Consider the following 12782-nt stretch of genomic DNA (forward strand, 5'->3'; position numbering starts at 1 on the left):
CTGGCCCTCGCCGACGCCCGCCACGGTGAACAGCCGGGTGCGGTACGGCTGACCGGCGCCGACCGGCGAGGGCGGCGGCTGCGGAGCCGGGGCGCCGGCGTCGCCGCGGTCCTCGCCGGACGGCGGGGTGGCGCCGTCCTCGGCAGGGGCGTCGCTGCCCCCGCCGGGTCCGTCGGGGTCCGGTTCGGGATCGGGGTTGCCGTCGTCGGGTGGCAGCAGGTCGTCGAGTTCCTGTTCGTCGAGGCCGGGGGAATCGAACGGGTTGCGGCGGCGCCGGTGCGGCAGCGTCAGGCGTGCGGCCACGCGAATGTCCTCGGTGGTCACCTCGTCGCGGCCCTGCCAGGCCGCGTGGGCGGCGGCCGCCCTGGCGGTCACGATGTCGGCGCGCAGCCCGTCGACGCCGAACGCCGCGCACACCTCGGCGATCCGCAGCAGCATCTCGTCGCTCAACCGGACCCGGCCCACCAGTGACTGCGCCCGTTCGATGCGGGTGCGCAACCGTTGCTGGGCGTCGGCGTAGCGCTCCCCGAACCCCGCGGGGTCGGCGTCGAACGCCAGTCGCCGGCGCACCACCTCGGCGCGCTCCGCGGGGTCGCGCGGGGCGGCCACCTCGACGGTGAGCCCGAAGCGATCGAGCAGCTGTGGGCGCAGCTCGCCTTCCTCCGGGTTCATGGTGCCGACCAGCACGAAACTCGCGGCGTGGGTCACCGAGACGGCGTCGCGTTCGACGGTCAGCCGGCCCATGGCCGCGGCGTCGAGCAGCAGGTCGACCAGGTGGTCGGGGAGCAGGTTGATCTCGTCGACGTAGAGGATGCCGCGGTGGGCGCGGGCCAGCAGACCGGGTTCGAAGTCCACGGCGCCGTCGGTGAGCGCGCGCCCGAGGTGGATCGAGCCGGCGACGCGGTCCTCGGTGGCGCCCACCGGCAGCTCCACGAGCCGCACGGGGCGGGTCTCGACCGCGCAGTCCGCGGCGAAGGGCCCGTCGGGGGACGACGTGTCGGGGTCGGCCGGATCGGACGAGAAGCGGTCGCCGGCCACCACGCGGATCGGCGGCAGCACATCGGCCAGCGCACGCACCAGTGTGGACTTCGCGGTGCCCTTCTCGCCGCGGACCAGGACGCCGCCGATGCGCGGCGACACCGTGGTGAGCACCAGGGCCAGCGCCATGTCGTCGAGCCCGCCCGGTGCGTCGGGATCGCTGCCGAGGACAGCGGTGAAGGGGTACAGCTGCAGCATGTGAGGCTCCGCTCGTGACGCGAACCGGCGTGGTTACGCGCGAGGCCGGTCTTCGGACTGACCGGATCCCACCCCTGACGCACAGGAGGGGCCCGGATCACCGCAGCGGGCCTGTGCCGGATTCTCACCGGACTTCCCAGATTCTCCCCAGGGGCTTGCCTCGCCGTTTCCGACTCGGGGCGCGAAGGGGCACCTCGCACCGCTCACGCTAGCATCGCCGCCGTGCCGGTCGTCGACGTGCGTCTCACCGTGGTGGGTGTCGGTGCCGACGGCTGGCCGGGTATCGCGCCGACCGGGCGGTCCGCGCTTCTCGACGCCGAGGTGGTGCTCGGCGCGCCGCGTCAGCTCGGGCTGCTGCCCGACGTCGAAGGCCAGCAGCGGCTGGCCTGGCCGTCGCCGCTGCGCGCGGCGCTGCCGGCTTTCCTCGACGAGCAGCACGGCCGCCGCGTCGTCGCGCTGGCCTCGGGTGATCCGCTGCTCAGCGGCATCGGCACCACGCTTGTGGCGCTGCTCGGCGCCGACCGGGTGAGCGTGATCCCGCACGTGTCGTCGACCGTGCTGGCACGGGCCCGCCTCGGCTGGTCGGCGGAGTCGACCGCCGTGGTCAGCGTGGTCGGCCGCGATCCGCACGCCGCGCTGCGCGAACTGGCACCGGGCCGCCGGGTCCTGGTGCTGTCCTCTGATGAGGACACCCCCGCCGCCCTGGCCGCGCTGCTGGTGGCGCGCGGCTACGGGGCCAGCCGGATGGTGGTGCTCGGCGACCTCGGCGGCGACGCCGAGACGCGGGTGGACGCCACCGCCGCCACCTATTCCGGTCCGGCGCCGCGGCTCAACGTGGTGGCCCTCGACCTGGCCGGGCCGCTGCTGACGGGATGGGCCTGCGGCCTGCCCGACGAGGCGTTCGAGAACGACGGGCAACTGACGAAGCGGGATCTGCGGGCGGCCGCGCTGGCCCGCCTGATGCCGGTGCCCGGACAGCTGCTGTGGGACGTCGGCGCGGGCGCGGGGTCGGTGGGCATCGAGTGGATGCGTGCCCATCCCACGTGCCGGACCATCGCGGTGGAGGGTGACGCCGCGCGCGCCGAGCGGATCGGCCGCAACGCCCGCACGCTCGGCGTGCCCGGGCTCGAGGTGGTGCACGGCCGCGCGCCGGACGCGCTGGCCGAATTGCCGTCTCCCGACGCGGTGTTCATCGGTGGTGGCGCCACCCGGCCCGGGGTGCTGCCGGCCTGCCTGGAGGTGTTGCGGCCGGGCGGACGGCTGGTGGTGCACGGCGTGACGGTCGAGACCGAGGCCGTCCTGGCCGCCGCCTACGGTGAGCACGGCGGTGAGCTCACCCGCATCCACACCGAGCACGCCGCGCCGGTCGGGACGTTCACCGGATGGACGCCCGCGCGGGCCGTGACGCAGTGGGCGTACACGCGGAGCTGGGCTCAGCGGGCGCGGTAGCGCTCCTCGTGCACCACCGACGACAGCGGTGAGCGGGCGCGCCAGCCGTAGCGCTCCAGGTCCGGCACCTCCGGCAGATCGGCCACCCGGCCCACGCACAGCCAGGCGACGGGCCGGACGTGCTCGGGCATGCCGACCAGCGTCCGGAGGTACTCCTCGCGGTAGAACGACACCCAGCCCACGCCGAGGCCTTCGGCGGTGGCGGCGAGCCACAGGTTCTGGATCGCGCACACCACCGAGTACAGGCCGGCGTCGTCGATGGCGTGCCTGCCGAGCACCTGGCGGCCGCCGCGGGTGGGGTCGTAGCCGACCACCACGCCGAGGCCGGATTCGCAGATGCCTTCCACCTTGATCCGCGAGAACGTCTCGGCCCGTTCCCCGGACAGGCTGTGCGCGAACACATTCCGCTCGTGGGCGACGTGTCCGCGGAACGCCCGCAGGGTGTCGGGGGAGCGGACCAGCACGAAGTCCCACGGCTGCGACATGCCCACCGACGGGGCGGCGTGCGCGGCGCCGAGCACCCGGTCGAGCACCGCGCGGTCGATCGGTGCGCCGGTGAACTCCCGTCGGGTGTCGCGGCGGCGGTGGATGACGTCGTAGAGGCCGGCCAAGGTCGGTGCCGGGGCACTCACCGCAGCCCGCCGACCTGTTTGACCGACCGGTCGCGCGCCGGGTCGTAGAGGTGGCTGTCGCCCGCGCAGGGGTCGGGCCGGCCGGCCAGCGCCCGGCCCACCAGGATCACCGCGGCCTGCCGCAGCCCGGCGGCCTCCACCTGATCGGCGATGTCGGCGACGGTGCCCACCAGCACCACCTCGGCGGGCTGGGAGGCCCGGTAGACGACGGCGACCGGGCACTGGGGCCCGTAGGACGGGGCGAGCTCGGCCATCAGCGGGCGGATCCGCGTGATCGCCAGGTGCAGCACCAGCGTGGCGCGGGTCGCGGCGAACGCGGCCAGCGATTCGGTGTCGGGCATCTGCGTGGACCGCTGCTGGGTGCGGGTGAGCACCACCGACTGGGCGACCAGGGGCACGGTCAGCTCGCGGCCGACCCGGGCCGCGGCGGCGGCGTACGCGGGGACGCCGGGGGTGAGCGCCCACGGCACGCCGGCCGCGTCGAGGCGGCGGGTCTGTTCGGACACCGCGCTGTAGAGCGAGGGGTCGCCGGAGACCAGCCGCACCACGCGCCGCCCCGCGGTGTGCGCGGTGACGATGCGGTCGACGATCGCGTCCAGGTCGAGATCCTGGGTGTCGACGAGTTCGGCGGCCGGTGAACAATTCTCGAGGACCGACGGGTCGAGATAGGTGCCGGGGTAGAGCACCACGTCGGCGTCGGCGAGTAGCCGGACGGCCCGCACGGTGAGCAGGTCCGCCGCACCCGGCCCGGCGCCGACGAACTGGACGGCGGCCGTCATCGCACCCACCGCGGGGTCCACACCCGGCCGGACTGCGTCACCCGGGTGGCCGAGGCGCCCACCAGCAACAGGCATTTCATGTCGATGGTCTCGGGGTCCAGGTCGCCCAGCGTGGTGACCTCCAGCGACTCCCCGTCGCGCCCGACATCGCGGCCCACCACGACGACGGTGTCGGCGGCGCGGTGCTCGAGCAGCACCTTGCGCGCCACCGCGATCTGGTCGGGCCGCGACCGCGACGCCGGGTTGTAGATCCCGAGCACGAGGTCGGCCTCGGCGACCGCGCGCAACCGGTTCTCGATCACCGACCAGGGTTTGAGCCGGTCGGACAGGCTCATCACGGCGAAGTCTGCGCCGATCGGTGCACCGGCGCGGGCGGCGACCGCCTGCACCGCCGAGACCCCCGGGAGCACGCGCACCGGCACCCCGGCGTACCCCGGATCCTCGGCGGCCTCGAAAACCGCTGCGGCCATGCCGAATACGCCCGCATCACCGCCGGACACCACGGCCACCTTCTCGCCGCGGCGCGCCAGGTCCAGCGCGAAGCGGGCACGGTCGACCTCGACGGTGTTGCCCGACGCGTGGCGCTGCAGGCCTTCGCGCTGCGGGACCCGGGCCACGTAGGGCGCGTAGCCCACCACGTGGTCCACCTCGGCCAGCGCGGCGGCCGCCTCTGGCGTGAGCCACTGCGCCGGTCCGGGCCCCAGCCCCACGACGAGCAGTTCGGCGGCCTCGGCGACGGGTGCGGCCACCGCCGGTGCGGCGGCCTCGGTGCCGCGGGACCGGCGGCCGTTGAGCGAGTCGCCGTTGACGACGATGAGCGAGAAGTAGGGCACCGTCGTCTCGTCGACGTCGGCGACCGGCATCCACCGCTGTTCGGGGTGGCTGGCGCGTTCGACGTAGAGCGCATGCGGCAGCCGGCCCGCAGCGGCCAGCGCACGGCGCACCGCCGGGAACGTGCGGCCCAGTTTCATGATGATCGCGCCGTCGGTGTCGGCCAGCCGGCGGGCGAGTTCGGGTTCGGGCAGGGTGCCCGGCAGCACGGTGAGGATGTCGGTCTGGCGGACCAGCGGGGACGCCGTGGCCGCGGTGGCGGCGGTGAACGCCGGTATGCCGGGGATGATCTCGGTGGGATAGCGCTCGGCCAGCCGGTCGTGCATGTACATGTACGAGCCGTAGAACAGCGGGTCGCCCTCGGCGAGCAGCGCGACGGTGCGTCCGGCGTCGAGGTGGGCGGCCAGCCGGGCGGCCGCCTCCTCGTAGAAGTCGGCCAGGGCGCCCGCGTAGCCGCCGGGATGATCGGTGGCGCCGGTGGTGACGGGGTAGCGCAGCTCCTCCTCGATCGCCGCGGCGGGGATGAGGTCGGCGGCGATACTGCGCGCGTACGACGACTTGTTGACCCCGGCGTGGTAGGCGATGACGTCGGCGCCGGCGATGACCCGGGCGGCCTTGCGCGTGATCAGCTCGGGGTCACCGGGGCCCAGCCCGACGCCGTAGAACCGGCCGACGGGTGCCTGCGCGGTCATTCCGCCTCCGAGGCCAGCGCGTTGAGCGCCGAGGAGGTGATCGCCGACCCCCCGCGGCGGCCGCGGATGGTCACGTAGGGGATGTCGATGCCATGCGTGTCGGCGAACGCGATCAGCGCATCCTTCGATTCGGCGGCGCCGATGAACCCGACCGGGCAGCCAACGATCGCCGCAGGCCGCGGCGCCCCGTCGAGCAGCATCTCCATGAGGTGGAACAGTGCGGTAGGCGCGTTGCCGATCGCGACCACCGCCCCGTCGAGCAGCGGTTCCCACAGCGAGACCGCGGCCGCGGTGCGGGTGGTTCGCCACGCGCGCGCGAGGTCGGGCACCCGCGGGTCCCGCAGGTAGCAGTGCACGTCGTTGCCCGCGGGCAGCCGGCTGGCGGTCACCCCGGTCGCGACCATGTACGCATCGCACAGGATCGGCGCCCCGGCATCCAGCGCCGACCGGGCGGCCCGCACCAGGCCGGGATGGATCACCAGGTCGTCGGTGAGGTTCGGTTGGCCGGTGCCGTGGATCATCCGCACCGCGAGCTTCTCGGCCTCGGCAGGGATGCGTGACAGGTCGGCTTCCCGGCGGATCGTCGCGAACGAGTCGACGTAGATGGCCGCGCCGTCGTCGATGTAGTCGTACCGTTTGGTCGGCCGCACGAGGTGGCCCTGGTCAGTGGAAGAACTGGTCACTGGGGTGCCTCCGTACTCGCGCGAACTTCCGTGCCGTCATGGTGTTGCACAGGTCACCTTAGCGGCTCGCTGTGGTCCAACCATACTGTGGTCACCCTACGTGGACGTTCGCGCCGCTCGGCGCGGGCCGCGCTATCGCAGCGACTCGACCGCGGCCAGGGCCGCGTCGTAATCCGGCTCCTGGGCGATCTCGGGCACCAGCTCCGAGTAGGCCACCTTGCCGTCGGCGTCGAGCACGACCACCGCACGCGCGAGCAGCCCGGCCATCGGACCGTCGGTGATGGTCACGCCGTACTGGGCGCCGAAGTCGTCGCGGAAGCCGGAGCCGGTGGCGACGTTCTCGATGCCCTCGGCACCGCAGAACCGCTTCTGGGCGAACGGAAGGTCGTTGGACACGCACAGCACGGTCAGCCCGCTGCCGGCGACCCGCTCGTTGAAGGTCCGCACGCTGGTGGCGCACACCCCCGTGTCGACCGACGGGAAAATGTTGAGCAGCAACGGCTTTCCGCGGTACTGGCTGCTGGCCAGCTCGCCCAGGTCGGTCCCGGTCAGCGTGAACTCCGGAGCCGGCGACCCGACGGCGGGCAATTCGCCGACGGTGTTGATCGGATTTCCACCCAACGTTATCTGCGCCATGCCGCCATTCTCTACGGCTCGGCCCGCGCCCGCACAACCGCCCCCCGGCAGTCCCGGACCGGCACGCTCACGCGACGATCAGCACGTCGAGCGTGCGGGGCCCGTGCACCCCTTCCACCCGGTCGAGTTCGATGTCGCTGGTGGCGCTCGGGCCCGAGATGAAGGTCAGCGGCCGGGTCGGGTCGAGGCCCGCGAACGCCTGCGGCACGGTGTCGACGATCTGTCCGGCCGCCACCACGCAGATGTGGTGGTCCGGGACGAGCGTCAGCGCCCGTCGGCCCTGCGCCGGCCCGGCGTCTAGCACGATGGTCCCGGTGGCCGCGACACCCAGCGCGCATCCGGTCACCACGGCGTCCATCGCCGCCAGTTCGTCCACCGACAGCGGCGCGGCCGGCTCCTCGAACCGCACCTCCACGCCGTGCACCCAGTCCCGCGGCAGCCCGGCCGGGGCGACGACGCGGGCCGAGTCGGGGAGCAGCGACGCGACGGTGGCCGCGATGTCGGCCTCGCTGACCGGGACCACCCGGGCGCGGTACTCGCTGACCGTCTCCGCGAAACGCTCGACGTCACCGGCGGCGGTCAGCGGCGCGCGGTCGTAGTCGCGGGGCACCTCGACCGGCGCGGCCGGCGCTGCGGCCAGCGCGCTGCGGATCCGCTGCAGGACAACGGCTCTCGCGTCGCTCATGGCGTGTCCTCCCGGTGGGTGCGGGCCCACCACTGGCGGAACGTCTCAGCGGGCGGCTCGGGGATGTCGCGGCTGGAGGTCCAGCGGGAGGCGGGCCAGGGCAGCGCGGTGATGCGGTGACCGGATCCGGCGACCACCCGGCCGGCGCCCAGCGCCTTCTCGGCGAGCGCGAACCGCTTCGACGAGGCCATCGCCCACGCGGCGGCCTTCATCGCGATGTCCTGGCCGCCGGGCAGGCCGCCCCGGTCGGCGTCGACCTGCTGGGCGCGCAGGTGGACGAGGATGCCGGGGATGTCGATACGCACCGGGCAGGCGTCGAAGCAGGCGCCGCAGAGCGACGACGCGTAGGGCAGCGACGCATTCGGGTCGTCGTGGCCGCGCGTGCCGGTGAGCTGGGGCGAGAGGATCGCGCCGATCGGGCCGGGATACACCGAACCGTAGGCGTGGCCGCCGGTGCGCTCGTAGACCGGGCACACGTTCAGGCAGGCGCTGCAGCGGATGCAGTGCAGCGCCGGCCGGCCGACGGGGTCGGACAGCACCGAGGTGCGGCCGTTGTCGAGCAGAACGAGGTGGAACTCCCGCGGTCCGTCGCCGGGATGGATGCCGGTCCACATCGAGGTGTAGGGGTTCATCCGCTCGGCGGTCGAGGACCGCGGCAGCAGCTGCATGAACACCTCGAGGTCGGTGAACCGTGGCACCACCTTCTCGATCCCCATCACGGTGATGAGCGTCTCGGGCAGGGTCAGGCACATCCGGCCGTTGCCCTCGGATTCCACCACGGCCAGCGTGCCGGTCTCGGCGACGCCGAAGTTGGCGCCGCTCACCGCGATCCGGGCCGAGAGGAATTTGCGGCGCAGGTGTTCGCGGGCGGCCATCGCGAGCACCCGCGGTTCGTCGGTGAGGGCGCCTGCGCCGGGGATCTCCCGCTCGAAGATCTCTCGGATCTCCGACCGGTTGCGGTGGATCGCGGGAACCAGGATGTGGCTGGGGGTGTCGTGGCCGAGCTGCACGATGAGCTCGGCGAGGTCGGTCTCGATGGCCGCGATGCCGTGCGCCTCGAGGTGTTCGTTGAGGCCGATCTCCTGGGTGGCCATCGATTTGACCTTGACCACCTCGTCGACGCCGCGCGCGGCGATCAGGTCGGTGATGATCGCGTTCGCCTCGATGGCGTCGCGGGCCCAGTGCACGACACCGCCACGGGCGGTGACGGCCTCCTCGAGCTGGACGAGCAGTTCCGGCAGCCGGGCCAGCACGTCCTGTTTGAGTGCGCTGCCCGCCGCGCGCAGCTCCTCCCAGTCCGCGCATTCGGCCACGGCACCGAGCCGTTTGGTCCGGATGGTGCGGGTGGCGTGGCCGACGTTGCGCCGCATCTGGGTGTCGGCCAGCGCGGTGCGCGCGGCCTTGGGGAACGGCAGCTCACCGCGCAGGTTGCCCACGCCGTGCGCGCCGGTCATCGGGCGCCCGCCTGGCCGGCGCGGTCCGTCGCGGCGAGGATCTGCGCGAGGTGCACGGTGCGGATCCCGGCCCGGATGCGGCTCAGGCCGCCGCCGATGTGCATCAGGCACGACGAGTCCCCGGCCGTGCAGATCTCGGCGCCGGAGTCGATGACGTTGGCCATCTTGTCGGCCAGCATCGCGGTCGAGGTGTCGGCGTTCTTGATCGCGAACGTGCCGCCGAATCCGCAGCAGGAGTCGGCCGCGGGCAGTTCCACGAGGTCCAGCCCACGCACGTGGCGCAACAGCTGCAGGGGTTTGTCGCCGACCCGCAGCATGCGCAGCGAATGGCAGGTGGGGTGGTAGGTGACCCGGTGCGGGTAGTAGGCGTCGACGTCGGTGACGCCGAGGATGTCGACCAGGAACTCCGAGAGCTCGTAGGTCCGCGCGGCCATGGCCTCGGCCCGCTCGGCGAGGTCGTGCGCGCCGGCCCGCCGCGCGACCATCGCGTGCTGGTGGCGCACGGAGCCGACGCACGACCCCGACGGCGCCACCACCGCGTCGCACCCGGACCGTTCGAACACCTCGACGTGGTGGGCGACGAGACCGGTCGCCTCGGTCAGATAGCCGGTGTTGACGTGCATCTGGCCGCAGCAGGTCTGCTGCTCGGGGAACACCACCTGATGGCCGAGGCGCTCCAGCAGTGTCACGGTGGCGATCGCGGCGTCGGGGAACATCGCGTCGGCCAGACACGTCGCGAACAGGGCGATGCGCATCCACGGCTCCTGCATCAACTCTTGGTCGGACCACATTGTGGTGTGGTCCGATCAGCCTACGCGAGGGGTTCGGCGGCGCGGATCCGAGTTGCTGGTCTGTCATGATGTGCCGCATGGCGCAGCCCTTGATCCTGGCCCTCGAGGGCCACGCTCCCCGTCTGCACCCGGAGTGCTGGGTGGCCCCCAACGCGGCGGTGATCGGGAACGTCACGATCGCGGAGAAGGCCAGCGTCTGGTACTCGGCGACGCTGCGCGCCGAGTTCGACCCCATCGAGGTCGGGCCGGGCTCGAACATCCAGGACAGCGCCACCGTGCACGCCGACCCGGGCTTCCCCGTGCGGATCGGCGTGCGGGTCACCGTGGGGCACAACGCAGTCCTGCACGGCTGCACCGTCGAGGACGGCTGCCTGATCGGGATGGGCGCGGTGATCGGCAACGGCGCGACCGTCGGTGCCCGGTCGCTGATCGCCCCCGGAGCGGTGCTGCCGCAGGGCATGACGGTGCCGCCGCAGTCGCTGGTGGCCGGTGTTCCCGCCAAGGTGCGGCGCGAGCTCACCGAGGATGAGATGACGGTCAGTGGGATCAACGCCCCGGCCTACGAGTACCTGCTCGGGGTGCACCGCGCCGCGACGCCGGTCGAGCACGAGGGCTGACTACTCGCGCAGATCGGCCGTCGCGGGTCCGAACTGGTAGAGGTGGTCGAGGACCGGCGCCGGATCGGCCGACCAGTCCATCGCGGCGAGCTGAGCGCGGCTGCGGCGTCCCGTTCGCCAGCGCACGGACTCGAATCGGTTGGTGCGCAAGCGGATCTCGGATCCGTCGGTGGGTCCGCTGCGGTACTCGGCGTCCTCCACGATCACGCGCAGCGGCACCGGTGGCGCCAGCATCGTGAGCAGCTGGTCGGAGACCACGCGTACCGCGGCGGTGTCGCGGGCGCCGGGACGGTCGAGCGCCGCGCGGATGTCGTGCTCGTGGGTGACGACATCGCCCAGCGGGGGGACCAGCGCGCGGGTGTGCGCCAGCCGCTCGAGCTGGGCGGCCGCCGCGTGCCAGGTGTCGAGCAGCCCAGCGGTGTCGCGGTCGCGGTACCGCGCGACGTGTTCGGCCGTCTCCTCGTCGCTGGGCGCACCGGCGAGCCGTCCGCTCGCCCAGTCCTCGGCGACCGCGGCGAGGTGAGAGACGACGTCGCGTATCGACCATCCCGGGCAGGCGGGCACGGGTGTCTGCCAGCCGGCATCCCCGAGTCCGCTGACCAGCAAGACGATCCGCTCCCGGGTGTCCTGGTAGAGCCGGGCGCTGCGCTGCGCGTCAGCGGGGGGCACAGCAGTTCCCGTCCTCGGCGGGCCGCGGTGGGCGGGGATCCTTCGGGTCGTCGGGATCCGGGTCGCCGAACCAGCGTGACGGGGCGCGTTGGCCGTATTGGTCGTGCCAGCACCACCATTCGTACGGTGCGGTCTGCGGGTAACCGGGCGGGGAGTCCTCCCACGTCTCCTGGCGGCCGAGTGCGGTCATGTCGAGGAAGTGCCAGGTGTTGTTGAAGATCTCATCGCCGCGGTTGTCGATGAAATAGGTGCGGAAGATGCGGTCGCCGTCGCGGATGAACGCGTTGGTGCCGTGCCACTGGTCGACTCCGAAATCGACGTCGAAGTTGTCGGTGATCGTGAACCACGGGTGGTGCCAACCCATTCGGGCCTTGACGCGGGCCAGGTCGGCCTGGCCGGCGCGCGAGGCGTAGACCAGCGTGGTGTCGCGGGCGTTGAGGTGTGCGAGGTTGCCGATGTGGTCGGCCATCAGTGAGCAGCCGACGCAGCCGTGCTCGGGCCAGCCCTGCACACCCGGTTCGACGAAGGCCCGGTAGACGATCAGCTGCCTGCGGCCGTCGAACAGGTCGAGTAGGGACAGGCGGCCCGCCGGTCCCTCGAACTCGTACGGGGTGGTCACCTCCGTCCACGGCATCCGCCGGCGCATCGCGGCGAGCGCGTCGCGCGCCCTGGTCACCTCCTTCTCCTTGACGAGCATCTGCTGGTAGGCGTCGTGCCATTCGGACGCCGACACGATCGGCGGTGTGTGCATGGGTGCTCCCTCGACCAAAATGTTCAACAGAACAGTTGAATGTCTGATGAAGCCAGCACACCACTGATCTCGGCTATAGTCAACAAGGTGGTTGAAGATCAGGTGCTGGACCGCGCCTATGCCGCACTGTCGGACCCGACCCGGCGCCGGCTGATCGAGGCGCTGCGCGAGGGCGACGCCCGGATCAGCGATCTGGCTGCGCCGCTACCGATGTCGTTCGCCGGGGTGTCCCGCCACGTCGGCGTGCTGGAGTCGGCCGGGCTGGTCACCCGCGAGGTGCGCGGCCGCGAACACTGGCTGTCGCTGCGCCCGGAGGGGCTGACCGCGGCCCAGCAGTGGATGGCCGAGCAGACGCAGTTCTGGTCGGCCAGCGCGGACGCACTGGCCACGCGGCTGCGCCGGAAGCGGGCCGCGCGATGACCGACACCGCGACCATCCGCGTCGAACGGATCATGCCCGCACCCCCGGCCGAGGTGTTCGACGAATGGCTCGATCCGGACGCGCTGACGGAGTGGATGTGCCCACGCCCCTCGCGGGTCGTCGGGGTGGACCTCGATCCCCGGGTCGACGGCATCCTGCGCTTCGACGTCGACGATGAGGGCACCCGGGTGTTGATCACCGGGCAGTTCCTCGAGATCGACCGCCCGCACCTCCTGCGGTTCACGTGGAGCAACTCCAACTGGCCGGATCCGACCGTGACCAGTGTCGTGGAGGTCCGTTTCACCCCGGCCGGCGAGTCCGACACACACATGGCGATCGAACACCGCCTCGTTCCCGCAACGGAATTCGACGACTTCCACAACGGCTGGACGCTCACCGCCGAGCAGCTGGTCGCGGTGCTGGCTGCGCGAGCGTCCCGCGGGTCGTGATACCGCCG

Annotated in this window: 15 protein-coding genes and 1 riboswitch; of the genes, 4 read left to right on the forward strand and 11 right to left on the reverse strand. The window is 72.6% G+C overall.

What is annotated here, in order from left to right; genetic code table 11:
* Positions 1 to 1236, reverse strand: a 1236-nt coding sequence (locus E4P42_RS24460) for an ATP-binding protein (protein WP_167759615.1), incomplete at its 3' end; no start/stop codon positions are given.
* 25 nt (positions 1237 to 1261) lie between these two features.
* Positions 1262 to 1448, reverse strand: a riboswitch (cobalamin riboswitch).
* A 10-nt stretch (positions 1449 to 1458) separates the two neighbouring features.
* Between E4P42_RS24460 and cbiE the strand changes: the two genes are divergently transcribed.
* The gene (gene cbiE / locus E4P42_RS24465) at positions 1459 to 2685 is read left to right on the forward strand and encodes a precorrin-6y C5,15-methyltransferase (decarboxylating) subunit CbiE (RefSeq protein ID WP_135128948.1); all 1227 of its coding nucleotides are present in this window, start codon (positions 1459 to 1461) and stop codon (positions 2683 to 2685) included.
* On the opposite strand, the gene bluB is transcribed toward cbiE, so the two are convergent.
* The 8 genes from bluB to E4P42_RS24505 form a co-directional block, all read right to left on the reverse strand.
* Complete coding sequence (gene bluB, locus E4P42_RS24470; protein ID WP_245234209.1) at positions 2670 to 3317, reverse strand: 5,6-dimethylbenzimidazole synthase; 648 nt, start codon at positions 3315 to 3317, stop codon at positions 2670 to 2672. The genes cbiE and bluB overlap by 16 nt on opposite strands.
* Complete coding sequence (locus E4P42_RS24475; RefSeq protein WP_135128950.1) at positions 3314 to 4096, reverse strand: cobalt-precorrin-4/precorrin-4 C(11)-methyltransferase; 783 nt, start codon at positions 4094 to 4096, stop codon at positions 3314 to 3316. The genes bluB and E4P42_RS24475 overlap by 4 nt, the downstream gene beginning before the upstream one ends.
* Positions 4093 to 5619 (reverse strand): precorrin-2 C(20)-methyltransferase, encoded by a 1527-nt coding sequence (locus E4P42_RS24480; protein WP_135128952.1) that lies wholly within the window; start codon positions 5617 to 5619, stop codon positions 4093 to 4095. The genes E4P42_RS24475 and E4P42_RS24480 overlap by 4 nt, the downstream gene beginning before the upstream one ends.
* Positions 5616 to 6302: a precorrin-8X methylmutase gene (locus tag E4P42_RS24485; protein WP_245234210.1), complete on the reverse strand. Its 687-nt coding sequence runs from the start codon at positions 6300 to 6302 to the stop codon at positions 5616 to 5618. The genes E4P42_RS24480 and E4P42_RS24485 overlap by 4 nt, the downstream gene beginning before the upstream one ends.
* Before the next feature lie 132 nt (positions 6303 to 6434).
* Positions 6435 to 6938, reverse strand: a complete 504-nt coding sequence (tpx, locus tag E4P42_RS24490; RefSeq protein WP_135128954.1) for a thiol peroxidase — start codon at positions 6936 to 6938, stop codon at positions 6435 to 6437.
* 67 nt (positions 6939 to 7005) lie between these two features.
* On the reverse strand, positions 7006 to 7623 hold the full coding sequence (locus E4P42_RS24495; protein ID WP_135128956.1) for an LUD domain-containing protein: 618 nt from the start codon (positions 7621 to 7623) through the stop codon (positions 7006 to 7008).
* On the reverse strand, positions 7620 to 9077 hold the full coding sequence (locus E4P42_RS24500) for a LutB/LldF family L-lactate oxidation iron-sulfur protein (RefSeq protein WP_135128958.1): 1458 nt from the start codon (positions 9075 to 9077) through the stop codon (positions 7620 to 7622). The genes E4P42_RS24495 and E4P42_RS24500 overlap by 4 nt, the downstream gene beginning before the upstream one ends.
* Complete coding sequence (locus tag E4P42_RS24505) at positions 9074 to 9832, reverse strand: (Fe-S)-binding protein (protein WP_135129001.1); 759 nt, start codon at positions 9830 to 9832, stop codon at positions 9074 to 9076. Before E4P42_RS24505 ends, E4P42_RS24500 begins: the two co-directional genes overlap by 4 nt.
* Before the next feature lie 113 nt (positions 9833 to 9945).
* Between E4P42_RS24505 and E4P42_RS24510 the strand changes: the two genes are divergently transcribed.
* Positions 9946 to 10485, forward strand: coding sequence for a gamma carbonic anhydrase family protein (locus tag E4P42_RS24510; protein ID WP_135128960.1), 540 nt, complete (start codon positions 9946 to 9948; stop codon positions 10483 to 10485).
* Here E4P42_RS24510 and E4P42_RS24515 read toward each other — a convergent pair whose 3' ends face one another.
* Both E4P42_RS24515 and E4P42_RS24520 read right to left on the reverse strand, forming a co-directional pair.
* Positions 10486 to 11154 (reverse strand): maleylpyruvate isomerase family mycothiol-dependent enzyme, encoded by a 669-nt coding sequence (locus E4P42_RS24515; RefSeq protein WP_135128962.1) that lies wholly within the window; start codon positions 11152 to 11154, stop codon positions 10486 to 10488. It abuts the gene before it with no gap.
* Positions 11141 to 11905: a DUF899 domain-containing protein gene (locus tag E4P42_RS24520; protein WP_135128964.1), complete on the reverse strand. Its 765-nt coding sequence runs from the start codon at positions 11903 to 11905 to the stop codon at positions 11141 to 11143. The genes E4P42_RS24515 and E4P42_RS24520 overlap by 14 nt, the downstream gene beginning before the upstream one ends.
* Positions 11906 to 11992: 87 nt before the next feature.
* Between E4P42_RS24520 and E4P42_RS24525 the strand changes: the two genes are divergently transcribed.
* A complete protein-coding gene (locus tag E4P42_RS24525; RefSeq protein ID WP_135128966.1) occupies positions 11993 to 12325 on the forward strand; it encodes a helix-turn-helix transcriptional regulator in 333 nt (110 codons plus the stop codon).
* Positions 12322 to 12774, forward strand: a complete 453-nt coding sequence (locus E4P42_RS24530) for an SRPBCC domain-containing protein (protein ID WP_135128968.1) — start codon at positions 12322 to 12324, stop codon at positions 12772 to 12774. Before E4P42_RS24525 ends, E4P42_RS24530 begins: the two co-directional genes overlap by 4 nt.
* Positions 12775 to 12782 lie beyond the last annotated feature (8 nt).

The organism is Mycobacterium sp. PS03-16, assembly GCF_004570325.1.
GTDB lineage: Bacteria > Actinomycetota > Actinomycetes > Mycobacteriales > Mycobacteriaceae > Mycobacterium.

Excerpts from the sequence above, each read along its gene's own strand:
- E4P42_RS24475 (WP_135128950.1), bottom strand. The coding sequence starts at position 4,096 with ATGACGGCCGCCGTCCAGTTCGTCGGCGCCGGGCCGGGTGCGGCGGAC.
- E4P42_RS24480 (WP_135128952.1), bottom strand. The coding sequence starts at position 5,619 with ATGACCGCGCAGGCACCCGTCGGCCGGTTCTACGGCGTCGGGCTGGGC.
- tpx (WP_135128954.1), bottom strand. The coding sequence starts at position 6,938 with ATGGCGCAGATAACGTTGGGTGGAAATCCGATCAACACCGTCGGCGAA.
- E4P42_RS24495 (WP_135128956.1), bottom strand. The coding sequence starts at position 7,623 with ATGAGCGACGCGAGAGCCGTTGTCCTGCAGCGGATCCGCAGCGCGCTG.
- E4P42_RS24500 (WP_135128958.1), bottom strand. The coding sequence starts at position 9,077 with ATGACCGGCGCGCACGGCGTGGGCAACCTGCGCGGTGAGCTGCCGTTC.
- E4P42_RS24505 (WP_135129001.1), bottom strand. The coding sequence starts at position 9,832 with ATGCGCATCGCCCTGTTCGCGACGTGTCTGGCCGACGCGATGTTCCCC.
- E4P42_RS24510 (WP_135128960.1), top strand. The coding sequence starts at position 9,946 with ATGGCGCAGCCCTTGATCCTGGCCCTCGAGGGCCACGCTCCCCGTCTG.
- E4P42_RS24520 (WP_135128964.1), bottom strand. The coding sequence starts at position 11,905 with ATGCACACACCGCCGATCGTGTCGGCGTCCGAATGGCACGACGCCTAC.
- E4P42_RS24530 (WP_135128968.1), top strand. The coding sequence starts at position 12,322 with ATGACCGACACCGCGACCATCCGCGTCGAACGGATCATGCCCGCACCC.